15 protein-coding genes are annotated in these 16788 nt (G+C 63.9%); 6 read left to right on the top strand and 9 right to left on the bottom strand.

Translation table 11 applies throughout. The features are described from left to right. On the bottom strand, nucleotides 1-553 hold a 553-nt coding region (locus VF515_18505; GenBank protein HEX7409624.1), incomplete at its 3' end, for a Uma2 family endonuclease. Nucleotides 554-571: 18 nt separating this feature from the next. On the opposite strand from VF515_18505, the gene VF515_18500 reads away from it, so the two are divergent. Next, nucleotides 572-772, top strand: a complete 201-nt coding sequence (locus VF515_18500; protein HEX7409623.1) for a hypothetical protein — start codon at nucleotides 572-574, stop codon at nucleotides 770-772. Here VF515_18500 and VF515_18495 read toward each other — a convergent pair. Beyond that, nucleotides 762-2510 (bottom strand): glycosyltransferase family 39 protein, encoded by a 1749-nt coding sequence (locus VF515_18495; protein ID HEX7409622.1) that lies wholly within the window; start codon nucleotides 2508-2510, stop codon nucleotides 762-764. The two genes, VF515_18500 and VF515_18495, sit on opposite strands and share 11 nt — an antisense overlap. A gap of 221 nt (nucleotides 2511-2731) precedes the next feature. Between VF515_18495 and VF515_18490 the strand changes: the two genes are divergently transcribed. Both VF515_18490 and VF515_18485 read left to right on the top strand, forming a co-directional pair. Further along, nucleotides 2732-3811 carry a DUF1214 domain-containing protein gene (locus VF515_18490; GenBank protein ID HEX7409621.1) on the top strand — a complete coding sequence of 360 codons (1080 nt, stop codon included), beginning with the start codon at nucleotides 2732-2734 and terminating at the stop codon, nucleotides 3809-3811. Nucleotides 3812-3913: 102 nt separating this feature from the next. Continuing rightward, a complete protein-coding gene (locus tag VF515_18485) occupies nucleotides 3914-4549 on the top strand; it encodes a hypothetical protein (GenBank protein HEX7409620.1) in 636 nt (211 codons plus the stop codon). Between the two features lie 17 nt (nucleotides 4550-4566). Here the strand turns inward: VF515_18485 and VF515_18480 are convergent, their stop codons facing one another. Continuing rightward, nucleotides 4567-4998, bottom strand: coding sequence for a VOC family protein (locus tag VF515_18480; GenBank protein HEX7409619.1), 432 nt, complete (start codon nucleotides 4996-4998; stop codon nucleotides 4567-4569). 805 nt (nucleotides 4999-5803) lie between these two features. On the opposite strand from VF515_18480, the gene VF515_18475 reads away from it, so the two are divergent. Further along, complete coding sequence (locus tag VF515_18475; GenBank protein ID HEX7409618.1) at nucleotides 5804-6781, top strand: TIGR03619 family F420-dependent LLM class oxidoreductase; 978 nt, start codon at nucleotides 5804-5806, stop codon at nucleotides 6779-6781. Between the two features lie 29 nt (nucleotides 6782-6810). Here the strand turns inward: VF515_18475 and VF515_18470 are convergent, their stop codons facing one another. The 3 genes from VF515_18470 to VF515_18460 form a co-directional block, all read right to left on the bottom strand. Continuing rightward, nucleotides 6811-9987, bottom strand: coding sequence for a VWA domain-containing protein (locus VF515_18470; protein HEX7409617.1), 3177 nt, complete (start codon nucleotides 9985-9987; stop codon nucleotides 6811-6813). A 73-nt stretch (nucleotides 9988-10060) separates the two neighbouring features. After that, nucleotides 10061-10882 (bottom strand): CbbQ/NirQ/NorQ/GpvN family protein, encoded by an 822-nt coding sequence (locus VF515_18465; GenBank protein ID HEX7409616.1) that lies wholly within the window; start codon nucleotides 10880-10882, stop codon nucleotides 10061-10063. Nucleotides 10883-11136: 254 nt separating this feature from the next. Beyond that, a complete protein-coding gene (locus VF515_18460) occupies nucleotides 11137-11355 on the bottom strand; it encodes a hypothetical protein (protein ID HEX7409615.1) in 219 nt (72 codons plus the stop codon). Between the two features lie 477 nt (nucleotides 11356-11832). Here VF515_18460 and VF515_18455 point away from each other — a divergent pair, with 477 nt between their 5' ends. Together VF515_18455 and VF515_18450 are read left to right on the top strand one after the other, a co-directional pair. Then, complete coding sequence (locus VF515_18455; GenBank protein HEX7409614.1) at nucleotides 11833-12846, top strand: AIR synthase family protein; 1014 nt, start codon at nucleotides 11833-11835, stop codon at nucleotides 12844-12846. An 87-nt stretch (nucleotides 12847-12933) separates the two neighbouring features. Continuing rightward, entirely contained in the window at nucleotides 12934-13833 is a 900-nt protein-coding gene (locus VF515_18450; GenBank protein ID HEX7409613.1) for an LLM class flavin-dependent oxidoreductase, read from the top strand. Nucleotides 13834-13947: 114 nt separating this feature from the next. Here the strand turns inward: VF515_18450 and VF515_18445 are convergent, their stop codons facing one another. The 3 genes from VF515_18445 to waaF are packed head-to-tail and all read right to left on the bottom strand — an operon-like array spanning nucleotide 13948 to nucleotide 16750. After that, nucleotides 13948-14940, bottom strand: a complete 993-nt coding sequence (locus tag VF515_18445; GenBank protein ID HEX7409612.1) for a glycosyltransferase family 9 protein — start codon at nucleotides 14938-14940, stop codon at nucleotides 13948-13950. Next, on the bottom strand, nucleotides 14937-15671 hold the full coding sequence (locus VF515_18440) for a lipopolysaccharide kinase InaA family protein (GenBank protein HEX7409611.1): 735 nt from the start codon (nucleotides 15669-15671) through the stop codon (nucleotides 14937-14939). The genes VF515_18445 and VF515_18440 overlap by 4 nt, the downstream gene beginning before the upstream one ends. Nucleotides 15672-15685: 14 nt before the next feature. Continuing rightward, complete coding sequence (gene waaF, locus VF515_18435) at nucleotides 15686-16750, bottom strand: lipopolysaccharide heptosyltransferase II (GenBank protein ID HEX7409610.1); 1065 nt, start codon at nucleotides 16748-16750, stop codon at nucleotides 15686-15688. Nucleotides 16751-16788 lie beyond the last annotated feature (38 nt).

The raw sequence follows: 16788 nt of genomic DNA, 5'->3' as shown, positions 1-16788 counted from the left end.
CAAGCTCGACCGCCTCGAACGGCTCCGCCCGCACGCGTTCGCTCCCGCCGTGCGTGCTGGCCACGACCCAGCGGCCATTCTCAAGTCGGTAGACTTCGAGTGTTCTTGCCAGCGGTTCGACGAGCCAGAGATGGCCGACCGCCTCGCGCGCGTAGATGCGCATCTTGCGTACACGGTCCGCTCCGGCTGTTGTCGCCGACACGACCTCGCAGGCCCAGTCGGGCGCTTGCGTGAACGCGGCGACGTTTGGCAGCACGGGCATGTTCTCTCGCCGCCAGCCGGCCACATCGGGGACGACGACGTCGGGGCCAAGGTGCAACTCGGGCTCGAACAGAATCCACCAGCCACCCGGTTGCCCGGGCCCGTTGGGCGGACGGTCAAACGGTCCCCACAGATCGCTGCCAATACCGGAAGCCGCGCGCGCATGGGGGGAAGCCGGGCGCGGCGTGGCGTACAGCTCACCGTCGAGGATCTCGGCCACCATGGTTTCAGGAACCTTAAGCAGGTCCTCATACGTCGCTTTGCGGCGGGCGGTTCCCACGCCGCTTACCATAGCACGAGCCGCTGGCAGGTGACCACCAAGCTTTGGCTCGGCTCGGCTGCTTGGAGTCAGTCCTCCGCGCAGAGGCACGACCCCTGCTCCCGTGGCTTCACGCCTGCCGTTCGGCCGGGGCCGATGATCGGGCAGGACAACGAGCGCGTCTTCAAAGATCTGCTCAAGATCACAGCGGAACAGTACCGGCAGTTGCTAGAGCGGCAGATCATTTTCTAGCGAGCGGCGGCTGCCGCTCTTCCGGCGTCCGCTCCCGGCACACGTTGACCGCGCCGTCCCCAAGCGTTCCGGGGAAAACCTGCACCACCTGAAAATCTCGCTGGATGAGCTCCCACAGGTCTCGATGCGATGCTCTGATACCGATCGGCAAGGTGTACACCAGCCACACATGTCGGTGGGCACGCTCAATCGCCTCGAGCTCCTGCTGCGTCTGTGCCACCAGCCACTGCGGCGCGAAGTAGCGTTGAAAAGCACCCCCCGCCAGGCCAACGGCAACCGTGGCGTCATCCGCCTGCCGCATGCGCTCGACATAATCACGCGCGCCAGCGAAGTCCTGTTTCGGCAGCGCGTAGCCGCGGGGCAGAGAGAAGGCCGAGATCGTAATCATGCCCCCGATCACCGCAAGGCCAGCAACGTCGGCGGGAAATGTGCCCGAGCCTTCGCGGAGCAACCGGGCGCCGAGGACACGGGCAACCGTCATGACCCCATGCACAACAACCAGCAGCACAAAGCCGAACGAAAAGAAGAAATAGCGCGGGAAGAATCCCTGACCCATCAGCACAATCGCTGGAGGACCCAGCAGAGCGGGTAGCACCAGCGACGCCCCGGCCACCAGGTCGCGCCGCGCCAGGCTCAACCAACCGACAAGCGCGAACGCGAGTCCGCCCAGAACGCCCGCAGCTTGACCAAAGCCAATCCCCAGCCCTCGCCAGCCCTCCGTCACCAGAAAGCTTGGAGTCGTCCACTCCGCCCCGAGGTGAAGGGTCGTCCCCATCCGCAAGAACTCGGGCAATGCCAGCGCATAGAATTCCGCCACGAGACTGCCCGCCAGCAGCCATGCGGCCAGCAGTTTCCGCAGCACAGGCATCGCCGGCATCCGACCGGCACCTTGGCGTCGCGGCGCCCACAACAAGAGCCCAAGGCACAGCACAACGTGCGCCGCGGGAATGAACGCCATCGTGAAATGTATCCAGGCGCCGAGCGCGCAGGCGATGGCGTAGGCAATGAACCAAGGCCAGGTCTCGCGCCGCAGCGCCTCGAGCCACAACCAAGTCGCCAGAGTCGCAAAAAAGAGTAAGCCCGCGTACCCGCGGGCGTCCTGCGAAAACCAGACGTGGTGGTAGGACACCGTCACGAGCGCACAGGCAAGCAAGGCCTCGCGCGTCCCGATGAGCCGGCGACCCAACAGGAAGACGGCCCACAGACCGGCAAGGCCGAAGAGCACCGACGGCAACCGCAATGCCCACGCACTTTCGCCGAAGATGGCAATGGACACGTGCGCCAGTACCGAGAACAACATGTGCTGGTTCATCGCGGAAGAGGCGATGATCTTCCCCAGCGGCGGACGCACCCAGTCAACCAGCACAACCACCTCGTCGTACCAGAGGCCCGAGTCCAAATGCCACACACGCAGTCCGGCGGCAATCACACTGAGTGATGCAAGCAACAGCCACGTCCGCCACCCGATCCGTTCCGCTCCTGGGACCGCGCCGAGCGCCCCCCTCGTCGGAGGTGGGAGGGAGCCACGGCGCGACGCATACCTCCCCACGAGCAGCAGCGCACACCCCTGTCCTGCCCAAATGAGACGCAGCAGTGCCGGCCCCCAACTCAACGCGCCGGACGCCTTGCCGAGCACAACGCGTTCGACCGCCGCACTTGAGGTGAGAGCGGCCAGACCCACCAGGAGACCACCGACCGCAAGCGCTACTCCCGAGATCAGCGGGCGCCCCGTGCCCACGCCCTCGCTCGCCAATGAATCGCCACGGCGACGCTCAGCATCCGACGTCATACCGCACTGCCGCCTATCCTATGCGCGCCAACGTCGTCAACCACCGCAAGACGCAGGCGCGCATCGCGCCACGGGACGGCGAGCCCTTGACAATTCCAGGCAAGCCGGTGAGACAGCGGACCTGGGATGCAGCTTGCCGCCTCATCTTGCCGTTGCGGAAGGAGACTTTGATGGCATCAAACCAGTACGAGACTCGGGCAGCATTTCACGAGTTATTGGACCTGTTGAAGGACATCGACCAGAAGTTTTTCGAAGGCCCCTGCGCCCTCACCGAGGAGGCGGACGTCCTCGATGGCTACAAGTGGATCCCCACGCTCCTGCAAGTCGCTCTCGACGCGCACGTGTGGGCCGACGACAACAAGCCGACGTTCGTGGAGATCGTGGGCCCGTACAAGAAGTGGGGAGGGGACAACAGTGACGCCTTCTATTACTTCGCACCGATCGACCCCAACCGCACCTATCGGGTACGCGGCCACAAAGGCGAGGCCGCCTATCTCTCACTCACGGTCTACGGCGGCCCGCGTGACGGACGATATTCCGACCGCATCGTGGGAACCATCAATGATCGCAGCATGACAATCGGTCCCGGCGGGAATTTCGAGATCATCCTGAGTCCCAACCAGCATCCGGGCAATTGGCTCAAGCTCGAGCCGGACGCGGTGTGCGCCATTACACGGGACTACATGACCGACCCGGTGAAGGGACGACGGGCAGCGTGGAGCATCGAGGCCACAGAGCCCGTGTCGCCCCGGCGTCCGACCGATACCGACATGGCCGCCCGGTTCCGGGCCGCGGCCACGTTCATCCGTGATCAACTGAGCTACACCCCGCTGGTGTTCCCCCCCGCGAACACGATCCAGGATCCATTTCCGGTCCCGACGGTCACGCGCGGCTGGGCCGCGGGAGATGCCTCCTACGCCATGGGCAGCTTCGATCTGGAAGACGACCAAGCGCTGGTGATCAAGGGGCGGTCGCCGGCGTGCGCCTTCTGGAACCTGTGTCTGTGGAACCCGTTCCTGCACACGTACGACTACCGCTACGAGCGCGTGACCATCAACGGCGGCCAGACCACGTACGCGGCCGACGGGTCGTGGACCATCGTCGTGAGCAAACAGGACCCCGGCGTCGCCAACTGGCTGTCGACCGCGGGTCGGCGGCGCGGCCTGATCTGGTTCCGCTGGTTCCTGCCCGAGGAAACGCCGAAGCCGATCGAAGCGAAGGTGGTGTCGCTATCCGAGCTCGCGGGCTGAGGTTCCCTGCAATACGGGCGCCAGGCGCTGCGCTTTTTACGAGAAGTGCTTCGGTGTGCTATCAGAACAGGGTAAGCAGGCACACGACCCGGAGGTTTCCGCATGCCCACAGACGCATCCTTGAGAGCGTTGAAGATCCTGCGCGACAGCAGCCACTTTCAATGGCACGTCATCCCATTCCTGATGCTGGTGTTTTACATCTACGCCACCGAGGTCGAACGGAAGAACTGGAATGTTGTCTTTGCCGGGCTCGCGTTCTGGGGGATGGACTGGTTCAACGAGATTTGGAACGGTCTCGTCTTCCACTTCACGCAGTACGCGCCGGTCTGGGGTACCCCGGGAGGCTCGGCCTATGTGATCTTGATCGGCCTCAACATCGAGATCTGTTTCATGTTCGCCTTCATGGGCATCATCGCCGCCAAGACGCTCCCGGCAGACAAGCATCAGCGGATCTTGGGTCTGCCAAACCGGTTGTTCATCGCCGTGTGTGGATCGGCCTTCTGCGTCGCGGTGGAGTACCTCTTGAACGCGATCGGGGCGCTGACCTGGGACTACTGGTGGTGGAACGTGCGCACGCCCTGGCTTATCTTTGTGTTCGGCTACCTGACCTTCTACGTCGTCTCATTCTGGGTCTACGACATGCCGACCGTCCGGAAGAAGACGATGACCGTCGGGGCGATCTTCGCCTTCGACATTGCCTGCCTCGTCGTGTTCGCAGGCATGTTGAACTGGATCTGAGCGCGAGCGCCGACAGGTTACGCCTTGCTCTCCGTTTCCGCGAGCAGCCCCTTCCCCGGAACGTAATTCATCTCCAGCCGGATACCATCCGGATCTTCGAAGAGCACCGAGTAGTACCCGGGGGCCCAGAGCCCCTCTTCGGGCGGGTGGACGATCTTGGCACCCAGCCGGCATAAGAAGGCGTGGAACGCATCCACATCCGCTCGCTCGCGCGCACGAAAGCACACATGGTGCAGACCCACGCGCAACTGGGCAAATCGTTCGTCACGGTAGCGGTCTTCCGCTTTGACAATGCCGACCGCGGTCCGGCCGCCCACACAGTAGAGCATGGTGTCGGCCTTGATGACCGGCTTGAGCCCCAGGTACGTCAACACCTGCTCATAGAAGGGAAGACATGCCTCGAAGTTACTCACGGTCAGCATGACGTGCGCAATCCCATTGATCTCCATCGCTTCGCCCCCTCCCCCTTCAGCCGGCGTCGCCGCCAGCAGGACAGGCAGCTTAGTTCGGCTGCAACCAAAATAAAAGGTGAAGGCCAGCGTCGCACAGGTCGCCCGCGCGCTTGGAATCCTGGATACACCCTAATGCCATGGGGAAACTCCTAATTGACGCTAGCGACAGAACGGTTTAGTGTGCTGACATTGCGCTGATCGGAACTGTCGCCACACCTATTGCGCCTCCACTTCGCCCTTGCACGTCCACTCCGCGGCAGCGAAGCATCGGCCGAGAGGAGTTGTGCCATGGCATGCGTTGCACATGTGTCCTTCGTGGGAGGTGGCATCTTTCTCCCCGACCATGGGCCGAGCGATCGCCGAACTCTTATTGACTACGTTGAGCGGCTTGCAGGCTCAAAACCGAAGGTGCAGATCTTGCTCGAAAACCAACGGTGGCTGGCGCAGTCATGCAACTACGCTTGCTGTGCCTGCTGCGGCTACGCTTGCAACGTTTCGTGCCGCGAAGCGAGCAACGAGACCGACGCCTTCTGCCTCAAGTGCGCCCTGGGCCGGCACTCGACGCAAGAAGAATGCCGAGGCGTTGGCGCCTCGACACCTGACCCTCTCTTCCGCTCGCGCCTGAAACAGCACCTTACACCTGACTTGCACCGAGTCCGCCGTACGGACCCATTCGAGACAGCCGTGCCGCCATGAATCGTGGGAGGAGCCCAGCCGCCCTCTTCCGCACCCGGTTCCCAAAGCCCTGCATCTAGGATAAAGCGACCAGCATATCGTCATGCTTGAGCCGAAAGGAGAATGCATGGAGTTCGGACTGCAACTTGCTGGCCTGGAATGGGCACAGCTGCGCGACGTGGCCCAGGCGGCTGAAGAGTTGGGGTTCCAGGCCCTACTGGTTCCGGATCATATCGTGGCTGAGGGACCCGAGCGTCAATTCGATCCGCATCACCTGTCATATGATGCCATGGTGGTCGTTGCCGCCCTCAGCGCAGCGACCAAGATGGCGCGCATCGGTCACCTCGTCTTGTGCAACCTGTTCCGTCATCCGGTAATCACGGCGCAGGGCCTGACGTCACTTGACCGCTTGAGCGGCGGCCGGCTGATCGCTGGACTCGGCACGGGATGGACGGAACGGGAGTTTCGGATGACGGGCATCCCCTTTCCCGACATCGGCACGCGGCTGCGCATGCTCGACGAAGCCTTGAGCTGTATCCGCTCGCTGTGGACGCGAGAGGAAACGACATTCCCGGGTGAGTTCTACCAGCTGCGCGACGCCATCCTCTGGCCGAAGCCCGTGCAGCAGCCGCATCCGCCCATTTTGCTCGGTGGCGGTGGCCGGGGGCTTCTGCGCGTCGCCGCCAAGCACGCCGACATCGTCAATATCATCTCCGATGCCGGCAAGCCCGGCTATATCTCCCTGGCCAACGTCTCCAAGCTCACCGACGAGAGCTTCCGCGCCAAGGTCCGTTTCCTGCGTGAAGAGGCGCAGCGGCATGGCCGCGACGGCCGGGCCATCCAGATCAGCAATGTGATCTTCACCACGTTGCTCACCGATTCTCCGGCAGCGACGCAATCGATGGCTGAAGGCATGGCGCCGATGTTCCACACCACGCCCGAAGGCTTGCTGCACTCGCCCATGGCGCTCGTCGGTACCCCGGAGCAGTGCATCGCCGAGCTGAAACGCCGCGGCCGCGAGTGGGAGCTGTCGCAGGTGATCTTCTCTTTCGCCGGTGAAGACGCCATGCGGCGTCTCGCCCAAGAGGTGCTGCCGCACGTTTGAAACGCTACTCGCGGGGAGATGCCGGAGCGCTACGCCGTCACGACGCGTTGGTAGATCTTCGGCAGCTCCCGCGGCAGGGCATTGATGTCGTCGATGACCATGTAGCGCGAGCCGTCGCACATCTCGCGCAGGTAGTCGTGGCCGGCTTTATCGACGGTGATACAGAAGGGGGTAATGCCCGACGTCTCGGCTTCACGCAGCGCGGCGCTGGTGTCGCGCAACCCGTAGACGTTGCTGCGCCGATCCTGGCCGTAGTCGAAATCCTGCGGAAAGCCGTCGCTCAGCAAGATGATGTGGCGGGAGCGGGAGTTGACCCGGGCCAGCTTCTCGGTCGCGTGCCGTAGCGCTGTCCCCATGCGCGTGCTGCGCTTGGGCTCGATGGCGCCGATGCGGCCTTTGACTGCGGCCGACAGGGGCTCGTTGAACGATTTCACCAGATAGAACTCGACGTTGCTCCGCCCGTGTCCGGAAAATCCATAGATCGCGTAGGCGTCGCCAATCTCGGCGAGCGCCTCGGCCATGATGACGAGGGCTTCTTTCGTGATGTCGATGATGCGCCGGGACCGGATCGCGGCCGCGCCGCGAGGGCCAACGCCGCCCTGCCCTTCGTCGTCGCTGCCGGCCGGTAGTGCCGGCTTCTGCACCGGTTCGTCCGTCGATGCGCTCATGTCGATGAGGAACAAGGTGGCAACGTCCCGTTCTTCACGCGTGCGCGCCACGTACACCTTCGGCGACGGGGCCTGGTGCGCCCGCAGATCGGCGCGCGCGTTCACCACGGCGTTCAGATCGAAGTCTTCCCCGTCCTCGAGCCCTCTCACCGTGCGGTACATCTCGGGGCGGATGCGCTGAAACTGCCGGCGAACCTCGGGAAGCAGCCCGGCGTAGTCCGCCAACGTGCGGTTGAAGAACTCGCCCGAGTCTCCATCCACCGCAAGCTCGCGCAGACAGCACCAGCGCGGGCGGTAGTCACCGATGTGATAGTCCCACTCGTCGTAATAGAAGCACGCGCCCTCGTTCCGGCGTTCCAGCCAGCGGCGCGGCAGCGGCCGATCCGTACGCTCGGTCTGGTTCAACAACTGCCGCAATTCCTCCAGCTCATCGGGCGCCAGCTTGCCCAGCAAATCGGTAATGTAGAGCCCCAGCCCTTCGATGTCGTCGCTATACCCTTGCTTGATGCGCAGATCGGCTCCGGCTTCGATGAGCCGTTGGAGTTCCTCCGCAGACAGCGGCACAGCCAAGCCACCGGCACCGTCTTCCAACTCATCGAGTTGGAGGCGCAACTCTTCGGGCACGCTCTCCACCGGCGGCGTGGCGGGGGTCGTCACCTGCGGCGCATCGCCGGAGGGCAGCGGCGAGTCATCGTCCATGTAGAAATCCATCAGGGCATCGACCGCTGCCTTTTCTCTATCGCCGAGCAGATCCGCCAACGATGCCTCACGCCAGCCTGCTGCCGGCTGGGCCAGTTGCGTCGTCAGGAGCTGGGCGATGCGTAGCGAATCATCGGCGCTGGCATCGCACGCCGCCAGCGGCGCCACGCACGGCGCCACCAGTGCGGCAAGGGAACGCAGCCAAACGGGAAGCCACGCCGGCTCGTGACCCGCCAGCAAAGCCGCGAGCAACGCATCCAGGAGCACCGCATGCGTCGGCACTCCATCCGATTGGTGACGCAGCAAGAAACGTGCGGCCATTTCCCTTTGCTCACGGGCCAGGCCCGGATACGTCCGCGCCAAGGCGACCGCAACGCGGTATCCCTCAACCGCCAGGAACAATTCCTCCAGTAACGCCGGAGACTGCGGTGTCCGCAGGAAGTGCAGCAAACTATCCGCGTCGGGCGGCAGGGCCACCTCGTAGGTGCCGAACTCGCGCCGGCCGGCCAATTGCGCCGCCACGAAACGATAGCCGAGACAGTTCTCTTCGTGTGTCCCGAACGCGTCGATCCTCAGCGGCAGCGCGATCTCGTTTTCGAGCGGGAATTCTTCCAGGGGCGGGCGTAGCTGGAACGGGTCGGCGGCCCGGATCGTGGTCGATCGGCCACTGAGCATCTGCACGTACTTGCGGAGCAGGCCTTGCATATCCTCCAGCGTTGCCGCCGTCGATGACGCCTGCAGGACCTTCACACTGGTACGAGATTGGAGACCGAAATACGCCACGCCGGCCTCAGGGTTCTCAGCTGCAATCGCCAACCCGCGTTCCAGCCATGGCGCGATGACAGCGTGGCGCGCCTCCTCATAGGCCGCCGGCAACGACCGCAACAACGGCGTCGTCCCCGCGGGAAAGGCACGGGCAACCGTGAGGACCAGATCGAGCGCCGCGAGCCGGTGTTCAGCGGGGATGTCGTGGACCAACGCACCGACGACCGGAACGATCTCGGCGAGCGAATTCGCCGCCACTGCGCCGACCAGACTGAAGGCTTGCAGCACCTTGGCGCGGGCCCTGGGCTGCACGCGCGCCAAGGAGTTGGGCAACTTCGTATAGAACACCGCCGCGGCAGCCGGATTGACGCCGGCGAGGCTCAGTGTCGTGTGGAAGAACACCTCGCGTTCGGCGGGTTTCAGCCTGTCCAATCCCGGCGGCAGTTGGCTGAACGATTGATGCTCCCGTAGTGCCGGTTGCAGGGCCACGCCCACATCGGCCCAGGGGCCAAACTCACCCGCACGCAGGTGTGGGAGCACCTGGCCAGCCGCGGCAAAATACGCCTGCGCCAGGAACTCCCCACGCCAACCGGGCAGTCCATGCAAACGCATCCCGTTCCCCACCCACTCGGCGAGCACGTCAGGATCGATCTGGCCGATGAAAGGCGCGGTGCCCTCGAAGAAGGTCGCGCCGAGCTTGCGCGAGACCGCGGCCACTCTCACACCTGCGGCGCACCATGCCTCCAAACGCTCCAGGCCCCCACGCGCTAGAGCCTTCGGAGCGACGCAGAAATATGCCAGGGCGGAATCCCGTTGCGCCGGCTCGCTGGTCAACAGCGCCACACCCAAGTCGACCCAGCGCGCGAAATCATCCGCGCCGAACGCCTGCCATGCAGCCGCCGCGTGACGGTAGAACTGCTGCGCCACCACCGGTGAGGTTGACGCCAGCCGGTCGCCAGCCGCCAAGATTACCTCGTGCGCCTGCGCCCCCAGTTGCTCGCAGTCGGCACGGGCGCGTCGCCCACGACGATCGGCAAACAGATGCGACTCGAACCACAAGGAGCGATCAGCCATAAGCGTGCAGCCTAAACGCTGGCATTTCCATCGTCTCTAGGCCCAGATCTCTGCTTTGCGGATCGCTGAACACTCACTCGAAGATGGCGCTGACCAGCGCATCGATGGCGCGTTGCGACTCGACATCGTCAGTCAGCGAGGTACTGACCGCCACCCGGCAGGCACGTCGTGGCGGCAGCTTCCGTTGCATCATCTGGCCGGCGTAGATCAGGAGCCGGGTGCTCACTCCTTCTTCCAGACCGCTCGCCTTGAGATGACGGACCTTCTCCCCCAGCTTTGCCAGCGCGAGGGCCGTCTCCATGTCGACGCCGCTTTCGTGCGCAATGATTTGCGCCTCTTTCTCCCGGGGGGGATAGTCGAAGTCGATCGTCACAAAACGTTGCCGCGTCGAATGCTTCAGATCCTTCAAGACGCTCTGGTAACCTGGATTGTACGAAATCACCAATAGAAAATCCCGGTGGGCCTCAATGATTTCGCCCTTCTTATCAATGGGAAGAATGCGGCGATGATCAGTCAGCGGATGAATCAGAACGATAGTATCCTTGCGGGCTTCGACGATCTCGTCCAGATAGCAAATGGCGCCGGCTTTCACCGCCTGCGTCAGTGGCCCGTCGATCCATATCGTCTCGTCACCCTTGATCAGGTAGCGACCAACCAAATCGCTGCCCGTCAGATCCTCGTGACACGCAACCGTAATCAGATTCCCAGGAATGCCATGTTCCTCCGGCTGCGCGCCATTGGCCGCCTTGCGCAGCACACAGGCCATGTACTCGACAAAGCGTGTTTTCCCACACCCGGTAGGACCCTTCAGCAGAATGGGAAGCCGGCTGGCGTAAGCTGCCGTGAAGATCTCGACCTCGTCAGCGATGGGCAGATAGTAGGGAGTCTCCGTCACGTTTCCTCTTTCCACCTGCGTCAGCGGTAATGCCTGCAGGTTAGGGCCAACGCTGCTCAAAACACGACCATGAGTCAAGGTAACGGTGGAATGCGTGGTGAGTTAACTGCTTGAGACCGCAGAGCACTGAGGCTCTGCCGTGTGCGGGCAAGAGGATGGGATCTAGCAAGTTGCTTCTAGTTCGTTGTGAAAATCGAATCAGCCGTCTCGCGTACGAAGAGGCCCGTCATCGGTACAGCAACCTCAACGGTCGACTAGGCCTGCCCTTCCGGGCTGATGTTCAGATTCACCAGCGCGAAGAAGAGTTCGTCGATCGACCGGTAGCGAAACCAAGCCGGGATCTGCGGGTATAAGTCCCCAGCATCGACGCTCCATCCCAACTTCTCATCGCCATAGACCGGAAAGACTTCCACCCCGATCTTGAGGAGCTGAGTTTTTATTGCGACTTCGGACTGAGAACGGGTTGTTTTCATTTGTCTCTTTCCTCTCGCCGTCGATAAACCTAAGAGCGAAAATCATGCCAGAGCCGAGAACGGATAGGCCGGCAAGTCATGGATCGATCCCACGTCATAGAGTGGTGTGCTGGATCTGACTATTTCGCAAGCGATGTGCCAAATCATGGCACCCGTGCGAGTCGAACGAGCCGCGCACGGCTCGCGCCGGCCGTCCGCGGCCATGTTGATTCGCCAGATTCGCCACGGTATTTTGATCACAGGCTATCGGATTCGAAAGGACTCGTATGGCGAAAGCAGATCATAAGGGGCAACCAAGTCGGATCCGGCGCAACGTTCAGCAGTATGACGTCACCTACCGCTGGTCCGAGGACACGAAGTACGCCCACGTGGAACGGGTCCGCTAACGCGGGTGCGCCTCGCACCGACTGCGTACCGTCGCAGGCCCACAGTGTTCTTGGCATAGCCCAGCCACAGCCGACTCGCCGACCGAGAGCCATGCGTTTACTTCCTGGCAAGCTGCCAGTCGCCCTCCTGCAACGGCTTCTTCGCTTCCGCGGCGCCCCGGACCGCCGCGTCGTGCTGGGACCGGCGTTTGGTGAAGATGCCGCGGTCATCGATCTTGGTTCCCAATACCTGATCCTGAAAAGTGACCCCGTGACGTTTACCGCCGAGGAGATCGGCTGGTACGCGGTGCACGTGAACGCCAACGATGTCGCCGTCATGGGAGCGCGACCGGCATGGTTTCAGGCCAGCATCATCGTTCCGTCCGGCACCACGCCACGGGTCGTCAAGCAGATTTTCCAAGATATTGACCGCAGCGCCCGCGACTTGGGCATCGCGGTGACCGGCGGGCACACGGAAGTGTCTACGGCGGTAAACCAGCCGATCGTTGCCGGCGACATGCAAGGCATCGTTGCACACGACGGGTTGGTAACGCCTGCGGGCGCGCGCGCCGGCGATGCCCTGATCATGACCAAGCTTGCCGGGATCGAAGGCACCTCGATCATCGCGCGGACGTTCGCGCGTGACGCACGCAAGGTCCTCGGGGCCGCGGGCCAGCGGGAAGCTGCCCGTTTCCACCACCGACCCGGGATTTCGATCGTCCCGGAGGCCCAGCTGGCTGCGCGCACCGGTGCCACGGCAATGCATGACCCCACCGAAGGCGGCGTTGCCGCCGCCCTCTTTGAACTCGCCACGGCCTCCCACAAGCACTTGATCGTCGACCTCGATCGCATCCCCGTACACACCTATACCGCCCAGCTATGTGCGCACTTTGGACTTCGTCCACTCGGACTGATAGGTTCCGGCGCCTTATTGCTGACCATATCGCAGCATGATGCGGGCCCGCTCCTGCGCGGGCTGAGGCGCCGGAAGATTCCCGCAACGGTGATCGGCACCGTCGCACGCGGCACCGGCGTCGCGGCGCGGCAAGGAGGGAAACGCGTCCGCTTCGAATGGTCGCAACGGGATGAGCTGACGCGGCTGGCGAGAGGAAAGCGTGAGACGTAATACCCAAAACGTCAAGCCGAATTCGTTGCGTTTTGGGTTTTCAGCTTTCGCCGGGATCTTTCACTTCCGCAAGAGAGGGATGTCATCATGAAGAAACCTGCAGTGAGTTTGGCGGCCATGCCCGGCCGGCGCCAGGCAACCTTGGAAGTGGCGCAGGAAATCGAGCGCCAGGGCTTCTCTGGGATCTATTGCGCCAGCTTCGGCGATGGGGTGGGCTTGTGTGAAGCCCTGGCCTTGTGTACCAAGGAGATCGAGTTCGGCACCGCCATCGCCAACATCTATACCCGGCACCCGTTCGACTACGCCCAGACCGCCGCATTCATTCACGAACTCAGCCGCGGCCGCTTCCGCTTCGGCATCGGCGTCAGCCACGACGTCATGAACGCGCACTTCGGTGTCAAAGCCGGGAAACCGCTGGCGGACATGCGCCGCTTCGTCGACCAGTTGCGCCAGGGTGCGCAGCGCTGGGGCGATCTACCGCCGATCATTCTCGCCACCTTGCGCAAGAAGATGGTGGCGTTGTCCGGCGAAATTGCGCAGGGCGCGGTGTGGGCCAACGCCGCCCGCTCGCATATGCGAACGTCGCTCTCGGTCCTCCCTGACACAGTGCGCGCCAGCTTCTTTGTCGGCGACATGATTCCCACCTGCATCGCCGACGACCGCGCCGCCGCGGCCGCAGTGATGCGCAAGACGCTCACCATGTATGTGATGCTGCCGAACTACCAGAACTACTGGATCGAAGCGGGGTATGAAGAGGAGATGCGCGCCATCCAGCGCGCCCTGGCAGCTGGCGAACACGACAAGATCCCCGCCCTCATGAGCGACGCCTGGCTTTCGGATGTCACGCTCTACGGCTCCGTGGCACAGGTACGCGACGGCCTCGAGGCCTGGTACGATGCGGGGGTCAAGACACCGATGCTCGTACCCTCCTCGACCCGTGGCGGCCAGATGCAGGCGTTGCAGGAACTCTTCGCCGCGTTCAAGTGAGACTAGCACTATTCACACGCTCACCAGTCGGCGCAGGCCCAATTCGTGCCTCTCGTTGCCGCGAATTCATTCTCCGGGTACCTGGCACGCAGGCATCAACTCCTGTTTCCGGGTTTACTCAATCAATTTGGCAACCACCGCCTCGGCTGCGATCGACTCCATGCACAAGCGCCCGATGGGGCAGCGACGCCGATAGCAGGGGCTGCACGGCGCTGTCCCGAGGATGACGCGATCCTCACTCCCCCAAGGCGCGGAACGCGCCGGGCTGGTGGCCCCCCACAGCGACACGACACGAGTACCGACCGCCGCCGCGATGTGCATGGGTCCGGTATCGGGCCCGAATGCCGCGCGGGCTCGGCGGAAGATGCCGATCAGATCGCGCAGCGTCGTGCGGCCGGCCAGATTGTGCACCGGCGAGCGCACCTTACTGGTTACCGCCGCAGCAAATTCCGCGTCAGCCTTCCCGCCAATGAGCACCACCCCAACACCTCGGGCCGCCAAAGCATCGGCAACGGATGCGGTAGGCCCCGCGAACCACAGCTTGCTTTCCCAGCTCGCACCCACAAAGCCGACGACGAACGCTGACGGCACACCGGAGAGCAGTTCGTCCACCCGCTTCTCCTCCGCGTCGCTCAGCCCGAGCCCAAACGAGACCGGAGCATCCTCAATGCCCAGCCAGTCGGCAAAGCGCAGGAACTGCTGCAACTTCGGGCTCAAGTGCGGCATGGGATCCACGGCGTCGGTATTGAACAGCCAGTTTCCTTCACGCGCGTTCCGCCGATGGAACCCCAACCGCACCGGTGCCCCTGAGGCGCGGCTGACGATGCCGCTCTTCAGGTGGCGCTGCAGATCGAGCGTCAACTCGGCACGCTCGGCACGGACCTGCCGCAGGAAATGTAAAAACGCGGACACCCCGCCAGGCCGATCGAACAGCAGAACCTCGTTCAGCGCCGGGTGATGCTGCAAGAGCGGCGCGGCAGCCGGCTCGACCGCCCAGACGATGCGGGCTTTCGGGTACCCGCGCCGCAGGCGGTTGAGCAAGGGCAACGCCAGCGTCACGTCGCCAATCGCTCCCAGCAGCACGATCAGAATGCGGTCGGCGGTCACGGGCTGGCCTCGCCGTATCCCGCCAGCAAATCTTCCAGGTCCGCCGCTGTAACTCGGCTCCCCTGCGGGTCCAGTTTCCGTGCCGAGCGCCGCAGCCGCACCAGATCCGCATCCGGCCCGTGAACTCCAGACCATAGTGGCCGGTCGAAGTCGACCAACAACACCGTGGGAGCTTCAGTCCCCGGGCAGAGGAGAATGTTGCGCAGATTGAGATCGGGGTGTCTGCTCCCGGCGTCGTGCAGCCGGCGAATCGCCTTCCCCACCAGACGCCACACGGCCGGTCGCTGCCACTGGCCATCCCCACCGCACACCCACTCCCAGAGCGTGCATGCGTCACGAACATATCGTGTTGCGATCCACCCCTTGTAGCAGCCCGGCACCAACCAGCGCACACGCGCCCCCACGACCTCAACCACCGGCACGCCGCCCCGCCGCAGGGTCTCGAGCAAGCACAGTTCCCGGAACGGGCGCGGCGTCCAGCCAAAGTACGTGTCGTGCAGTACGCGGGCCGGCAGGCCGCCACGCCGGCAGGTCCGCAGCACCACCTCATGCTCGTCGACCCGCACCACGACCGCGCCGCCCCGTCCGCCCGGCAGGGCGCGCATGGCATATCCTGCCCAGCCGCGGTCCCCTGCCATCAAGAGCGGCACGAGCCATTCGCGGGCATCCGAACGCACCAGAATCGAAGTGCGCTCCTCTCTCACGTGCTCAAAACCGTCCGGGATGAACACGCCGCTCCACGCCGTCAGCGCACCGCCGAGGACTGCGCCACGGGTGTGGCGCCGGCACACTGGGGTAAGAGATCGATCACGGCGCGCTGAACGTCCAGGGCGGTGATCTCTCGCATACACGCATGCGTCCCGAGCGGGCAGCGACGGCCACCGTGACGCCCGCAGGGCCGGCACGGCAACTCCCGCTCCACAACACGGGCGCGATCGGTGTACGGACCGAAGCCCTGCCGGGGCACCGTGGGGCCGAAAATCGCCACCACCGGGGTCCCACGCGCCACCGCGATATGCACCGGCGCACTGTCGTTGGCGACCAGCACGCGGCACTGGTCAATCGCTGCGACCAGCATGCCGAGATCGGTCTGCCCCACAAGGTTGACGCCGACTCCCCCGGCGGCGCGATGAATCGCCTCTGCACACGCCGTGTCACCCGCTGAGCCGAGCAGCACAGGGGTAACACCGAGGTCGCGTTGCAGTCCGATGAGCAGCGCGGCATAGCCCTCCTCCATCCAGCGTTTCGTCGCCCAGACCGATCCGGGCGCGATGCCAACGAGGGGCGCGTCCGGATCGACGCCGCGCGCGCGCAGAGCGGACTGGAAGCGGACCACGGCTTCGCGCCGGCACGCGACATACAAGCGTGGCTCGCCCTGATAGGGGTCGAGCCCGAGGCCGCTGAGGATCGACAAATTCCGTTCGACGTCATGCCGCGTCGCATCGCGTTGCACGCGCCGATGGTACAGAAACCAGCCGGCACTTTGTCGAAAACCTATACGCCAGCCAATACCGGCCGCAGCCAAGAGCCACGCCGTGCGAAACGACTTGTGCAACGCCAACGCCACATCGAAGTTGCCGTCGCGGATTTTGCGCAAGACGCGAAGGCTGGCAATTCCACCCTCACCACCCCGCTTATCGTCGGTAAGGACCGCATCCACATCCGGATGGTCGTCGAGCACGCCAGCCACCTCGGGCCGCACCAGCGCCGTGATGTGCGCTCCCGCGTAGTGCCGGCGCAGCGCCGTGAACACCGGCGTGCTCAGAACCACATCGCCAAGGAAACTCGTCTGCGCAACGAGGAAACGCATGGGGAAGCTGTCAGCAATCAGCCACCAGCGTTCAGTTC

The sequence above is a fragment of the Candidatus Binatia bacterium genome (genome assembly GCA_036382395.1).
In the GTDB taxonomy this organism is placed as follows: Bacteria; Desulfobacterota; Binatia; order HRBIN30; family HRBIN30; genus JAGDMS01.
The sequence above is the reverse complement of the archived record's forward strand: the minus strand, read 5'-3'. Positions and strand labels throughout refer to the sequence as shown.

Excerpts from the sequence above, each read along its gene's own strand:
- VF515_18490 (HEX7409621.1), top strand. The coding sequence starts at position 2,732 with ATGGCATCAAACCAGTACGAGACTCGGGCAGCATTTCACGAGTTATTG.
- VF515_18485 (HEX7409620.1), top strand. The coding sequence starts at position 3,914 with ATGCCCACAGACGCATCCTTGAGAGCGTTGAAGATCCTGCGCGACAGC.
- VF515_18480 (HEX7409619.1), bottom strand. The coding sequence starts at position 4,998 with ATGGAGATCAATGGGATTGCGCACGTCATGCTGACCGTGAGTAACTTC.
- VF515_18475 (HEX7409618.1), top strand. The coding sequence starts at position 5,804 with ATGGAGTTCGGACTGCAACTTGCTGGCCTGGAATGGGCACAGCTGCGC.
- VF515_18470 (HEX7409617.1), bottom strand. The coding sequence starts at position 9,987 with ATGGCTGATCGCTCCTTGTGGTTCGAGTCGCATCTGTTTGCCGATCGT.
- VF515_18460 (HEX7409615.1), bottom strand. The coding sequence starts at position 11,355 with ATGAAAACAACCCGTTCTCAGTCCGAAGTCGCAATAAAAACTCAGCTC.
- VF515_18455 (HEX7409614.1), top strand. The coding sequence starts at position 11,833 with ATGCGTTTACTTCCTGGCAAGCTGCCAGTCGCCCTCCTGCAACGGCTT.
- VF515_18450 (HEX7409613.1), top strand. The coding sequence starts at position 12,934 with ATGAAGAAACCTGCAGTGAGTTTGGCGGCCATGCCCGGCCGGCGCCAG.
- waaF (HEX7409610.1), bottom strand. The coding sequence starts at position 16,750 with ATGCGTTTCCTCGTTGCGCAGACGAGTTTCCTTGGCGATGTGGTTCTG.